Annotated in this window: 14 protein-coding genes; 4 read left to right on the plus strand and 10 right to left on the minus strand. The window is 63.2% G+C overall.

Going from position 1 to position 12,934, the window contains the following annotated elements:
• Nucleotides 1-57 precede the first annotated feature (57 nt).
• From LB559_RS09640 to LB559_RS09670, 7 genes are all read right to left on the minus strand, one after another.
• Complete coding sequence (locus LB559_RS09640; protein WP_224673912.1) at nucleotides 58-1,548, minus strand: hypothetical protein; 1,491 nt, start codon at nucleotides 1,546-1,548, stop codon at nucleotides 58-60.
• 14 nt (nucleotides 1,549-1,562) lie between these two features.
• A complete protein-coding gene (locus LB559_RS09645; RefSeq protein WP_224673913.1) occupies nucleotides 1,563-1,964 on the minus strand; it encodes a GtrA family protein in 402 nt (133 codons plus the stop codon).
• Nucleotides 1,965-2,038: 74 nt separating this feature from the next.
• Entirely contained in the window at nucleotides 2,039-3,028 is a 990-nt protein-coding gene (locus LB559_RS09650; RefSeq protein WP_224673962.1) for a glycosyltransferase family 2 protein, read from the minus strand.
• A gap of 80 nt (nucleotides 3,029-3,108) precedes the next feature.
• Complete coding sequence (locus LB559_RS09655; protein ID WP_224673914.1) at nucleotides 3,109-4,608, minus strand: sensor histidine kinase; 1,500 nt, start codon at nucleotides 4,606-4,608, stop codon at nucleotides 3,109-3,111.
• The gene (locus LB559_RS09660) at nucleotides 4,605-5,279 is read right to left on the minus strand and encodes a response regulator transcription factor (RefSeq protein WP_013533623.1); all 675 of its coding nucleotides are present in this window, start codon (nucleotides 5,277-5,279) and stop codon (nucleotides 4,605-4,607) included. The genes LB559_RS09655 and LB559_RS09660 overlap by 4 nt, the downstream gene beginning before the upstream one ends.
• A gap of 40 nt (nucleotides 5,280-5,319) precedes the next feature.
• Nucleotides 5,320-5,712: a hypothetical protein gene (locus LB559_RS09665; protein ID WP_224673915.1), complete on the minus strand. Its 393-nt coding sequence runs from the start codon at nucleotides 5,710-5,712 to the stop codon at nucleotides 5,320-5,322.
• 315 nt (nucleotides 5,713-6,027) lie between these two features.
• Nucleotides 6,028-6,645: an outer membrane protein gene (locus tag LB559_RS09670; RefSeq protein ID WP_224673916.1), complete on the minus strand. Its 618-nt coding sequence runs from the start codon at nucleotides 6,643-6,645 to the stop codon at nucleotides 6,028-6,030.
• Between the two features lie 457 nt (nucleotides 6,646-7,102).
• On the opposite strand from LB559_RS09670, the gene LB559_RS09675 reads away from it, so the two are divergent.
• The gene (locus tag LB559_RS09675; protein ID WP_013533620.1) at nucleotides 7,103-7,366 is read left to right on the plus strand and encodes a DUF6460 domain-containing protein; all 264 of its coding nucleotides are present in this window, start codon (nucleotides 7,103-7,105) and stop codon (nucleotides 7,364-7,366) included.
• A 65-nt stretch (nucleotides 7,367-7,431) separates the two neighbouring features.
• Here LB559_RS09675 and LB559_RS09680 read toward each other — a convergent pair whose 3' ends face one another.
• Nucleotides 7,432-8,337 carry a histone deacetylase gene (locus LB559_RS09680; protein ID WP_064995690.1) on the minus strand — a complete coding sequence of 302 codons (906 nt, stop codon included), beginning with the start codon at nucleotides 8,335-8,337 and terminating at the stop codon, nucleotides 7,432-7,434.
• 132 nt (nucleotides 8,338-8,469) lie between these two features.
• Here LB559_RS09680 and LB559_RS09685 point away from each other — a divergent pair, with 132 nt between their 5' ends.
• Nucleotides 8,470-9,843, plus strand: coding sequence for an MATE family efflux transporter (locus LB559_RS09685; RefSeq protein ID WP_224673917.1), 1,374 nt, complete (start codon nucleotides 8,470-8,472; stop codon nucleotides 9,841-9,843).
• A 268-nt stretch (nucleotides 9,844-10,111) separates the two neighbouring features.
• Here the strand turns inward: LB559_RS09685 and LB559_RS09690 are convergent, their stop codons facing one another.
• Both LB559_RS09690 and LB559_RS09695 read right to left on the minus strand, forming a co-directional pair.
• Nucleotides 10,112-11,188 (minus strand): quinone-dependent dihydroorotate dehydrogenase, encoded by a 1,077-nt coding sequence (locus tag LB559_RS09690; RefSeq protein ID WP_063170027.1) that lies wholly within the window; start codon nucleotides 11,186-11,188, stop codon nucleotides 10,112-10,114.
• Entirely contained in the window at nucleotides 11,185-11,535 is a 351-nt protein-coding gene (locus LB559_RS09695; RefSeq protein WP_024503140.1) for a DUF952 domain-containing protein, read from the minus strand. The genes LB559_RS09690 and LB559_RS09695 overlap by 4 nt, the downstream gene beginning before the upstream one ends.
• 186 nt (nucleotides 11,536-11,721) lie before the next feature.
• On the opposite strand from LB559_RS09695, the gene LB559_RS09700 reads away from it, so the two are divergent.
• Both LB559_RS09700 and LB559_RS09705 read left to right on the plus strand, forming a co-directional pair.
• Complete coding sequence (locus LB559_RS09700) at nucleotides 11,722-12,150, plus strand: hypothetical protein (RefSeq protein WP_013533615.1); 429 nt, start codon at nucleotides 11,722-11,724, stop codon at nucleotides 12,148-12,150.
• Between the two features lie 120 nt (nucleotides 12,151-12,270).
• Nucleotides 12,271-12,930 (plus strand): response regulator transcription factor, encoded by a 660-nt coding sequence (locus tag LB559_RS09705; RefSeq protein WP_224673918.1) that lies wholly within the window; start codon nucleotides 12,271-12,273, stop codon nucleotides 12,928-12,930.
• Nucleotides 12,931-12,934 lie beyond the last annotated feature (4 nt).

Raw genomic sequence — 12,934 nt, forward strand, 5'->3', positions numbered from 1 at the left:
AACATGGGTGTCAAGGCATATATTGGCTGTCGCGAAATCCGCCAGGAACGCACAGGATCAGGCGCCGGGCAGATAGATTACCGCGTATTCGTCCGAGTAGGCCCGTTTCCAGCCCAACTGGTCGAAGAAGGGAATCCGGCTGTCGTCGGCCGACAGCAGCGCCCAATCTATTGCGTATTTCTTCAGGCGGGCTTCGAGGAGCGGCTTGCCGTCTCCGCGTCCGGTGTCGTTGTCGCTCTTTGTGAAGCCGCCCAGGAACAGCTGGTCCGTCCGTCCGTCGATATAGGTCTTGAACCCGTGGAAAATCAGCGTGCCGCCGAAATTGTAGGAATTCAACACATTGCCGGACAGATGATGGCTTTGCGCGAAGGCCAGCGCCCCGCTGGCCGACGTCTTCGGGCTCGGCGTGACCTGATAGGCGCTGCCGAGCACGGCGACCGCGCCGATCAGCAGAACGGCTGCCGTGCCGCAGATGGCGTAGAACCGTCTGGCTAAGAATCTCTCCAGCCCGTCGCGCTTTTCGGCCAGCCATGCGGTGGCTGAAAGCGAGGGATATTGCTGTGCGACTTCGACCGCGATCACCAAGGGGACCAACAGGAAGAACAGATACATGAAACGCACATGGGCGAGATAGACATGCAGGGTGAAGACGACGAACAACGCCTTGGCCCAGCCAATTCGCAACCGGGACACCAGAAGCCCGAAAAGTCCGAGCAGCATCGCCACTTCCTGGACAGGGCTGTCCGGCGGATTGAACGGTTTCCATTCCATGATCAGCGGCACAGCCTCATTGCCGTAGGCCACGGTCAGGGTCGCCAGGATGGCCTGGACGCCATAGGGGTGGATCAGGCTCACCAGCGGGCAAAGCAGACCGAATGCGACCCATTTCGCCAGGAGGGCGGGTTTCGACAGGCCGGTGCGCGCCAGCAGATCGAGACCGGCGAAAGCCGCGATGACGAAGCTTAAGGTGAAGGTGGCGTGCAGGTTCGCCCACAACACGACGAGCACGAGCAGCCACCAGGGCGGCGCCCGTTCTTCCCGCGCCGCACGAAAGAGCATCTCCGTCCAGATGACGATGATCGGGAATGTGAAGACATGCGGACGCGCCGTGAAGATCGGGTTGATCAGGAACACCGCCGCGAAGGCCAGTGTAATCGCCAGGATCGGCTTCAGCCATGCGCTGAGAAACCACCCCATCAGGAAAACCGTCAGGGAGATCGAGGCGATGATCGCGGTGACGACCCCGTTCCAGCCTCCTGTCTGGTAGGCAAGAGCCAGCAGGACCTGCCCCAGCCATTCCTTGGCAATCCATGGCTGACCGGCAAACGTGTAGGAATAGGGGTCGACCGTCGGGAATGTCCGGTTTGCCAGGAAATCCAGACCGACCTTGACTTGCCACCAGCTGTCGGGATCCTGCAGGGTGGCGCCTGCCTGGGCACCCAACGCACCCGCCATCGCCAAGGCCGCGAGCAGACAGAAGACCAGCCTGGTACGCTGTGCGTCCTCGATCGACGGCGTGGCCGACAAGATTGCCTCGGTCTGGTTCATGTCGCGGCTCCAGGTCACTTCGCGTTCATTCCGGTCAAGGTATCGGGATCATCGGGGCCGCCGACGAACACGAAACGAGCCGAGCCGACATAGAAGATGACCGAGTAAAGGCAGTTTCCCGCCAGGTGGACAAACGGGTTTTCGATGTAGCCGGCAGACATGGCGGTAACCACGACGCCCAGGTTGGCACCGTAGGCGATAAGGAAGGTGATCGCGTATCGCACGACCGCGCCTGGGCGAAGGCCGCCGGCACGGCTGAACGTCCATTGGCGGTTGAGGAAGAAACCGAGGGTGAGGCCGGCGGCATAGCCCGCCGCGTTGGAGGCGATATCGCCGAGGCCCAGCGCCAGCCCTGCCAGAATGAGCGTATATCCGAGCGCCGTGTTGAGGAGCCCGACGGCACCAAATCGCAGCATCCGCGAGAAATCAGACGGAAGAGCCGATCGCATCCTGCCCATGCCGTTCCCGCTACGCCAAGTCGACCTTCGCCTCAACCACGCGCGGCTCTTTTCGCCATCTCCTGCAGGCGATGGACCGGCAATTCGCCGTCCTCCACTGCCTGGCTGCGCGAAACGATCTCGTTGACGAAGTAGAGCGGCCGCCGCTTTGTCTCCATGTACATGCGCCCGAGATACTCGCCGAAGATTCCGAGCACCATAAGCTGGACGCTGCCGAGGATCAGCACGATCGCGGCAAGGCTGGTCCAGCCGGGCAACACGTTTCCGACCGACCATTCGAGCAGCGTGTAGCCGAGCACGACCAGCCCCAGGAGCCCGAATGCCATTCCGAGCAGCGAGGCGAAGCGCAAGGGCACGATGGAGAAGCTGGTCATCGCGTCGATCGCCAGAAGAAGCATTTTCTTCAGCGGATAGTGGGTGGTGCCGGCAAAGCGGCGGTGCCGCTCATAGGGGAAAGCCACCTGTCTCAGCCCGATCCAGCTCACCATGCCGCGAATGAACCTGTAACGTTCTGGCATCGCGTTCAGATGGTCGAGCGCGCGCCGGTTCATCAGCCGGAAATCACCGGTATTCGGGGCTATGTCGACGTCCACCATCCGGCGCAGCAAGCGATAGAACATGGACGCGGAGGCGAGCTTGAACCAGCTTTCGCCATCGCGCGTCAGCCTCTGGCCGTAAACCACATCGAAGCCTTCGTTCATCTTCGTCATCATCGCGCCGAGCAGTTCAGGCGGATCCTGCAGGTCGGCATCGAGAATGAGAATGCGCTGGCCGCGACAGAATTCGAGCCCGGCGCTCAACGCGATCTGGTGGCCGTAATTGCGGGCAAGGTCGATGGCGACGATATGGTCGTCCTTTTCGGCCAGCTGCAGAATGGCCTCGCGCGTACCGTCGGTCGCGCCATCGATGACAAGGACGATCTCGTAGGAAGGGCCTTGTCCAAGGCATGCGGCCGTTACCCGCCGATGCAGTTCGGCCACGCCATCCAGCTCATTGTAGCATGGGATGACCACCGACAGCATGACGCCGCGTCGCGCGGTGTTTCTCTCCGTCTCCACCAAAGCCTTGCTCCCGCTATCCGATTGGGAATAGCGGCAATTGGTTAGAAAACAGATAAGCCAGCGGGATCGGCCGCAACCGTGGGCCGGCCATCATTTCTGCCGCACGCGGCCACCGCCCGAACCGGCAACTCCATGCGGATGCGGGCGCCTTGCCAGGAGCCGGCCAATATCCGGATGGAGCCATCGTGCAGCAGTGCGATCTGCCGGGCAAGGTTCAATCCCAGGCCCGCGCCGCGCGATTGCGGCCGCAGTCGGTAGAAGGGCTCGAAAACGTTCTCGTGCTCATCGGCTGGAATGCCTGGGCCTTCGTCGCGGATTTCGACGCCGCCGTTTTCATCGATCGCTATGGTGATCGTGCCGGAACCGCCGCCATGATCGATGGCATTGCGCACGAGATTTGCCAGCGCCCGCTCGATCTGCAGCATGTTGATCTCGACATGGACCTTGTTGGCTGGCGGCTCGAAGGCAAGATCGTAGCCTGCTTCGATGGCGAGCGGGGCGAAGTCGGCGGCGACCCGGCCGACAAGATCGCAGAGGTCTATGATCTGGCGCTGGTCCGCCGGGCGGTCGAGCAGCTGGTGGTCGAGCAGCTGTTGCGCAAGATGCGACAGGCGCTCGATGTCATGCAGCAGGCGCGCGCTTTGCGGTTCCTGCTTCAGCAATTCGGCGCGCGTGCGCAGGATGGCGATCGGCGTGCGCAGTTCGTGCGCCGCGTCGGTGAGGAAGCGGTTGTGCCGGTCATAGCCCTGGGCGAGGCGCGCCAGCGTCTGGTTGAAGGCATGTACCAGCGGGGCGATCTCCTGCGGCACATTCTTGACCGGCAGCTGCATCGCACGGGTGCCGATGTCGATGCGCGCGGCCTGCTGGACGGTGTCGACGAGGCCGGCAAACGACCGGCGCACGACGGCTGGCGTCGTCACCAGGGTCGTGGCTCCCATGACGAGGACGATCGGCAGCAGCAGGATAACGATGATGGCCGCGAGAGCGGGAAGCGCCTTCTCCCAGTTCCTGCTGCCGTCCGGGTTCTTGGCGACGTCGATGGTGGCCGAAATGGTGACTTCGAGGCCGTCGGTCTCTTCCCGCGACGATCGCGTCGCGGCAATGATCTGAACCGTGCCAGCCTTGGTCGAAACTTTTTCGAGGTAGGCCTCCGGCCTCAAATCATCTTCGGAAAATCCGATGGTGGCGTGATCGGCCTGGCCCAGCAGATCGCCAAAATTCCTGGTGTAGACGTCGGGTATGCTGCCGAAGCGGATGCTCTGGCCGTTGTTGTCGCGGATGATGTACCAGACATTTGGGAAACCCTCACGAAACGAACGCAACCCATCGGTCTCATGGACGATCAATCTGCCGTTGCCGTCACGATCGACGGCATCCTTGAGGGCGGCGACGGCAGCCTCGTTGTCGACAAGAAGCCGTGGATCGGCGATCCACAGCGCGGCCGCGCACAGCACGATGAAGACAAGAAGCGTCGCCGCCTGCAGCAGGATCATCCGCCGCACCAGCACCCATTGCAGCGATCGCGTGCGCGGCTTCTTCACGAGGCGGCCCGCAAGAGATAACCGAGGTTGCGGATCGCCCTGATCTCGATGCCGGCAGCGACGTCGTCGAGCTTGCGACGCAGCCGCGAAATGTGCGCATCCAATGCATTGGAGCCGATCTCGTCGTCGAGAGCATAGACGGCTTCTTCCAGCGCCCCGCGCATGATCGTCCGCCCCGGCCTGCGGATGAGCGTTTCGAGCACCAGCCGTTCGCGCCGCGGCAGTTCCAGCGCCTGGTCCTCGACAAGCGCCTCGCGATGGCGGAAATCATAGGTGAGGCGGCCGACCATCACCTGATTGGCACGCGTGGTGAACGAACGCCGGTGCAAGGCATTGAGCCTGGCGACCAGTTCCACCGTGGCGAACGGCTTGACCATGTAGTCGTCGGCGCCGGCGTCGAGCCCCGCCACGCGATCGTCGAGCCCGCTGAGCGCCGTCAACGCGATCACCGGCACGTCCAGATGCAAGGCCCGCAGGCGCGGGATCAGGCTGAGGCCATCGCCATCCGGCAGCCGGCGGTCCAGCACCACCGCGTCATGGTGGCCGAGCCGCGCCACGGCTTCGGCATCCGCCAGTGTCGCGGCATGGTCGACGATGATGTCCTGGCGCTCGAGCGCGGTCTTCAGCACCGAGGCCATTTCCGGCTCGTCCTCGATCAGCAGGATGCGCATGCGCACTCTCCGTCACAGGCAGCCGGCACGCTGTGGCAATTCATTCGCATTCCAGCTTCGGTTGACGAAAATTGGTGATGAACCATCTGCCGCCCGAGGCGCGGGCATAGAACGTATAGAAGCATTCCTGGCGCTCGATATAGCCAGGCGTTTCGGTTTCTTCGTAGACGGTTCCGTGTTTTGTGTGGCGAACTTCGCCGCTGGAGCTTCCGGAAACCGCATTGGTGGATATTTTCCGCCATTGATAGGCCCGCTCGCCCCGGCCGAGATCAACGACGGCGGTCGGCGGCCCGTAGTCCAGAATGACCGATTCGACCGGTTGCCCGATGTAGTTCTTCATGATGTCGGAGGCGCATCCCGTCAGCGCCAGCACGATGGCGACGAAGAACGCCTTGGAGATCCACACCAGATGGTTTGCGCTGCGTTTGGACATATCCGATTCCCGTCATCAAGGTCATCCGCGGCACCGAATGCATGTCGCCCAAAAGTGGTCCCGGTTTTGGGACAACGACATGCACAAAACAAAACCTGAAGCGGGCCGCATGATCCGTTTCGATGCGACGCGCTTTAGGACGTGAAGATTGCATCGGCATTACGCAGGACCTGGCACCCAAATGCGGTCTGCCGACACGCGTCGATGACGGTGCGGATGGAGGCAAAGCAATCGCGCGGCCCCGTTGCATCCGGGCGCCGCGCAAGGTCGTTCAAGCAGAATACAGAACAGGTTCGGTGGAACCCATGGCCTGCCCTAGAACCGGTAGTTGATGCCGGCCTTCAGTTCATGGCTGCCGATCGTCGCCTTGGATTTGCCCAGGGCGGACGTCGTTTCGACGCCTGGGGTGCGCACATAGTCATATTCGACCTTGGCCGAGAGGCCGCCGGCAAAACCCTGCTCGATGCCGCCGCCGACCAGATAGCCGAGTTTCCATCCGTCGATATCGTTCACCTTGTCGCCCTTGTCGAATTTGGTCATGGCGACGCCGCCGGTTCCAAACAGCAGCGTCTGGTCGAAGCTCAAGCCGGCCTTGGCCTTGGCGGCACCGCGCCATTTTTCCTTGATCTTGCCGCCCCGGACATCGTGCTCGGCGCCGCCCAGATAGGAGCCCTCGATCTCGGCACCGAGAACCGCTGGACCCATCTGCTGGTTGTAGCCGGCCTGAACGCCGCCGCTGAGACCATTCCTGCCGGCAAACGGGTTCGGCATTCCGGTGAACGCCGTGCCGCCATGCACGCCGACATAGGCGCCGCTCCACTGGAACGCGGGGGGATTATTGTAGGCGGGCGAAAGGTCGGCGGCCATCGCCGGCCCCAGGAGGCACATGGCAAGGGCACTTGCCGTCAGGATGATCTTTGCTTGAGAGAACACTGCATTACTCCAACACACGCGCGCATCCGGCAATCGATGCGCAGGTTTCCCGAAGAACTCGACCGTTGAGGCGGTCGGGCTCCGATTTGGTGTCTTTCAGGGATGGTTGCGCGGTCCTGGGACTGGCTTTCGCCAGTTGTGGTAGGGGGTCAGATCGCCCGCGCGGCCAATCGCCTGAAAGACTTCGACCGTCTCGCAGGCGAAAATTGCACGCACATTGCGGGAAATCGAAAAATGAAGGTTTTTCGCTTTGTTTTCAATAAATTAAAGCGATGTTGTTTACGCAAATTTAACAGTCTGGCGCGGATTTAGTCCGTTTGGCAGCACAAGCCTACCATGCAATCGCGCGGTGCAGGCCGTTGGCATCCCGCAAAACTCCCGGCTTGAAGCGGACAAGCCAAGTGCGTATGTCTGGCCGACGCCCTCGAGCCTGGGTGCCTCAATCGGGAGACGAGCCTTGTCCGCACTGACGCGCTTTCTTGGCGACTCGCCGCTCAAGGTGATCCTGAAACTGCTGGTGGTGTCTTTCCTCGTCGGCCTGGTCATGAATGCCTTCGGCTGGTCGCCGATGGATGTGCTCTACGGCATCCGGAAGTTCTTCATGGACCTGTGGAATCTCGGCTTTCATGCCATCGACCGTTTCCTCGGTTATATCCTGCTGGGCGCGGCTATCGTCGTGCCGGCCTTCATCCTGCTCAGGCTTGCCAACTACCGGAAGTAGAGCATGATCCCGAACCGCAGGTCCGCGTCAGCGAACCTTGGCACCGGTTTTTGGACAAGATCGTACTATCGGGCGTGGCCCGCGGCGACCTCGAACAGGATGGCGTGGCGCGCGGCAAGAGCGGGCACATCGGTGGAATAGCCACCGCCGATGACGCCGCAGACCGGAACGCCCTGCGCGCGAAAATGGCTGATGACCATGTCGTCACGGGCGCGCAGGCCGTCATCCGACAGCGACAGCCTGCCAAGCCGGTCATCTGCATGGACGTCGACGCCGGCATTGTAGAACACGATGTCCCAATGCGCCTGTGCGGACAGCTCCGGCAGGATGGCGGCGAGCCTCTCGAGATAGGCAGCGTCACCCGTGCCGTCGGGCAGCGCGACATCGAGGTCGGAGGCGATCTTGCGCACTGGGTAGTTGCGGTCGCCATGCATGGAAAAGGTGAACACGCGCGGGTCATCGGCGAGAATATCCGCCGTGCCGTCGCCCTGGTGCACGTCGAGATCGACGACCAGGATGTTTCGTGCCGCGCCTTCGGCCAGCAGCACCAACGCGGCGACGGCGACATCGTTGAAGGTGCAGAAGCCCGCGCCTTGCGCGCGCCGCGCATGGTGGCTGCCGCCGGCGGTGTTGCAGGCGATACCGTGGCGCAAGGCCAGCCGCGCCGCCAGCACCGTGCCGCCGGTGGCAAGCTGCGCGCGCAGCGAGACGCGGGGGCCGATTGGAAAACCGATCTCGCGTTCGATCTTTTCGGGCACGCGGCAGTTGACGACCTGGTCGACATAGTCCGCCGCATGGGCAAGCTCCAGCCATGAAGCCGGCGCCGGTTCGGCGGTGCTGAGCGCCTCGGGGCCGGCGAGGCCGCGTGTCCGCAGCGCCTCCATCAGCAGGGGATATTTGCTCATCGGAAAGCGATGGTTGACGGCGAAGCCGGCGTCGTAGTCGGGATGATGGACGATCTGCAGAGGCATGAACTCGTATCCGGCTGGCTCACGCCAGACCGGGATTTCGGTTGGCCGTCACGGGATAGGTGATTGCGCGGTGGCCGGAAAATGGGGCACATCGACGGTTCCATCAAGCCGCAATCAGCAAGGCAGGAATCCTTGGACAAAGGTGCAACCCCAGCAGACGCCGGATCCCCGATCCTCTCGGGATCGCCGCTTCACTCCGGATCATTTGTCGTCACCAACCGCTCCGTGCTCGCCATCGCGGTGCCGATGACGCTAGCCTATCTGACGACGCCGATGCTCGGCCTGGTCGACACGGCTGTCGTCGGCCAGTTCGGCGATGCCGCCTTGCTCGGCGGCCTGGCTGCCGGCGCACTGATCTTCGACGTCGTCTTCACCTCTTTCAATTTCCTGCGCTCGGGCACCACCGGCCTTGTCGCACAGGCATTTGGGCGTGGCGATGCCCTGGAGGAACAGGCGGTGTTCTGGCGAGCCGTGCTGATCGCGGTTATCGCCGGCATCGTGCTCGCTGCCCTTGCGCCGCTGGTCGCCATCGCCGGGCAAAAATTCATGGGCGCCGAACCGCGCGTCAGCGAGGCGATGGGCGTCTACATCAGGATCAGGCTGCTTGCAGCCCCCTTTTCGCTGATCAACTACGCCATCCTCGGCTACGTGCTGGGGCGCGGCGAGGGCGGGCTTGGACTGGTGCTGCAATTGGTGCTGAACGGCATCAACATCGCGCTGTGCTTCCTGCTTGGGCTGGAACTTGGCTGGGGCGTCGCCGGCGTTGCCTGGGCGACCGTCACCGGTGAGTTCCTGGCCATGCTGCTCGGCCTGGCCGTCGTGATCCGCCGGTTTCGCGCGGCCCCGCCCTTGCCGCGCCATCGCCTGCTCGACATGACCGCCTTCCTGCGCATGCTGTCGCTCAACCGCGACATCATGATCCGTTCGTTCTCGCTGCTCGCCGCCTTTGCATTGTTCACCCGCCAGGGCGCGCAGTTCGGCACGGTGACGCTGGCCGCCAACGCCGTGCTGATGAATTTCTTCCTCGTCGCCGGCTATTTCCTCGATGGCTTTGCCACCGCCGCCGAACAGCTGGCGGGCCGTGCCGTCGGCGCACGTGCCGCCGCACCGTTCCGCCAGGCCGTGCGGCTGACGCTGTTCTGGGGTTTCGGGCTGGCGGGAGCCGCGACGCTGGTAATGCTGTCTGGTGGCGCCAATCTGGTCGCCCTCGTGACGACATCGGAGGACGTCCGTTCGGTGGCCGACATCTACCTGCCATGGGCGGCATTCACGGCGCTGAGCGGTGTGCTGGCGTTCCAGATGGATGGCGTCTTCATCGGCGCGACCTGGTCCCGCGACATGCGCAACATGATGCTGCTGTCGTTCCTGGTTTTCGCGGCCGCGCTGCTGACCCTTGCGCCGGCCTTCGGCAACACTGGACTTTGGGCGGCGCTGCACGTCTTCCTGCTGGTGCGAGGCTTCAGCCTGCTGACGATCCTGCGGCTCAGGGTGCGGACGGCGTTTTAGACGGTGTCCCCCGGAAGGCCCTGCGCCGTCCAGGACACTGAGCGGCAGCTTCGCGATAGGAATTTTTTCTTGACTCGGTGACCTCAGCTATGGTAGATTTTTGCCCATGGTGCTGATTTGCGCCAATGACCCGCCGCACTGGCGGGTTTTTTGTTTGATGCGCCGTCAGCCAACGCCCGGCGAAAGCTCCGAAGGAACCCGTCGACCCGAGTTCGTTGCACCATCTGCGAGCGGGCCGTCAGCCGCGACCTGCGCTCCTGAGAGCAGTTCAGAGTTGCCTGGACGCCCAGAAGTCGAGGCGGCTGTCGCGCAACTCGCAAATCGACTTCAGCCGTTCTTTTTCGACGAAACGGGCCATTCCGGAAAGAATACGGCCTGGCAGCGAAGGCCCGGCATAGATCATGCCGGTGTAGAGCTGCACCAGATCGGCACCCGCACGGATCTTGTCCAGCGCCGTATCGGCGGAATCGACGCCGCCGACGCCGACGATGGCAAGCTCCGGCCCGAGCAGTTTGCGCATCTTCGCCAGCACGATGGTCGAACGCTCGAACAGCGGCTTGCCGGAGAGCCCCCCGCTCTCGCGCGCGGTGTCGCCGCTGCGCAGTGGCGGTCGGGAGATGGTGGTGTTGGAGACGATGACGCCGTCCACCCGCTTTTCCGTGACTTCGGCGGCGATGTCCTCCAGCTCTGCCTCGACCAGATCCGGCGCGATCTTCAGGAACACCGGCGGCTGGGCGCTTGCCGCGGCGCGCGCTGCCATGACCCGCGACAAGAGCTCGCCAAGCTGCTCACGCGCCTGCATGTTGCGCAGGCCCGGCGTGTTGGGCGAGGAGATGTTGACGGTCAGATAGCTGGCGTATTGCGCAAACCGGGCGACGCCGCGCTCATAGTCGCCGATGCGGTCGCTGCTGTCCTTGTTGGCGCCGATGTTGACGCCGACGATGCCGCCACGCCCCTTGCGCGCGGCAAGGCGCTTTTCGGCCGCCGCATGGCCTTCATTGTTGAAGCCCAATCGGTTGATCACCGCATCGTCGGCCGTCAGCCGGAAAATGCGCGGCTTCGGATTGCCGGCCTGCGCCAGCGGCGTGATCGTGCCGACCTCGGCAAAGCCGAAGCCCAGGCCAAGCAGCGCGTCGGGCACTTCGGCGTTCTTGTCATAGCCGGCCGCCATGCCGAGCGGATTGGGAAAATCGAGGCCGCAGATGCTGACCGTCAGCCTGTGGTCGCGGATCGCTGGTGCACCAACCGGAACGCCGCATCGCAAGGCCGCGATCGACAGGCCATGCGCGGTTTCCGGATCGAAGGCGAACAGCAGCTTCTGGCCGAGCCGGTCGAGCACGCTCATTGCCCCTCCAGTGCCGGGAACTGGTGCACACCATCGGAGCCAAGCGGCAGTGGCCGGACCCACAGCACAGCCTTGAGGCCGAGCGGACCATAAAGATGCGGAAACAGCGCACCGCCGCGCGAGACCTCGTATCTCAGCGCAGCACCCAGGCTGGCGCCGTCGATGGCGACCAGCAGAAGGTCGGTCTGGCCGGCAAAGTGCTTTGCCGCCGTTTCCTTGACCTGCGCCGCCGTGGAGAAGTGGATGAAGCCGTCTGCGACATCAATCGGCGCGCCGGTGAAGCGGCCATGCGTTTCGGCCTCGCGCCAAAGCGCCTGCGGGGTTATCTTGTAGATAATCTGAGACATGGTTGCGCTATAGAGCAGTTCCAGGAAAAGTGTGAAACGGTTTTCCCGGGAAAAGCGCATAGCGCTTTCCCTTGGGAATTGCTTCAAAAGATTCCGAACCAGCCATTCGGGAAAGGCCACGCCAAGGGTCTTCCCCATTTCCGGCGCAAACATGCGATATCTGAGGCCTTTGCCATGGAGGACAACATGCGTCTGCAGCACATCTTGATCCCCGCCGCGCTCGTTTCGCTGGTCGCGGCTTCAGCTTATTCGGAAGAAACCGACCGCTACCGGCTGGAAAAGTCGGCCACCGGCTATATCCGCATGGACACCCAGACCGGCGCCATGTCGATCTGCGACGAACGCTCCGGCCAGCTCGTCTGCAAGATGGCGGCCGACGAACGCGCCGCTTTCCAGGACGAGGTCGACCGCTTGCAGACCTCGATGAAGGCGATGGACGAGCGCGTCACCAAGCTCGAGAATTCGCTCTCCGCCCGCCTCGAATCGAAACTGCCGAGCGAAGAGGATTTCAACAAGACGATGGGCTACATGGAGCGCTTCCTGCGCGGCTTCATGGGCATCGTCAGGGATATGGACAAGGACAACGGCGCCCAGCCCAATTCGCAGAAGACCTGAGCGTTTCAACCACGGGAGGCGGCGCACTGGCTTTGCCGCTTGAAAACAGCGCGCAGCCGCTCATAATCGTCCAGTTGAACCCGAAAAGCCAAAAATCATCGGGGATTCGGGGAGGGACATTTGCCGGCAGGCTATTCTTTCGTCATCGCCGACGATCACCCGCTGTTTCGCGGTGCGCTGCGCGAAGCGCTCGCCGGCATCGGCAATGTCGCCGCCATCCATGAAGCCGGCGATTTCGAGAGCGCCAAGGCGCTGGTCGTGGCCAACGAGGACGTCGACCTGGTGCTGCTCGACCTGTCGATGCCGGGCGCCAGCGGCCTGTCCGGCCTGATCTCGCTGCGTGGCGTCCATCCGGCGGTGCCGCTGGTCGTGGTGTCGGCGCATGACGATCCGGCGACCATCAGGCGGGCGCTCGACCTCGGCGCTTCCGGCTTCATCTCCAAATCGGCCAGCATGGAAGAAATCCGCAGCGCCGTGCAATCGGTGCTTGCCGGCGATATTGCAGCACCCGTCGGCGTCGATCTCGGCATCGAGCGCGACCCTGAAATATCCGACCTGATCAAGCGGCTGCAGGCGTTGACGCCGCAGCAGACCCGGGTGCTCGGCATGCTGGCCGAGGGCCTGCTCAACAAGCAGATCGCCTATGAACTCGGCGTCTCCGAGGCCACCATCAAGGCGCATGTCTCCGCCATCCTGCAGAAGCTCGGCGTCGACAGCCGCACCCAGGCGGTGATCCTGCTGTCCAAGATCGGCAGCGACCCGCTGCAGCCGGCGGGTTAGACCC

Source organism: Mesorhizobium sp. BR1-1-3, from assembly GCF_020165455.1.
Classification (GTDB): domain Bacteria; phylum Pseudomonadota; class Alphaproteobacteria; order Rhizobiales; family Rhizobiaceae; genus Mesorhizobium; species Mesorhizobium ciceri.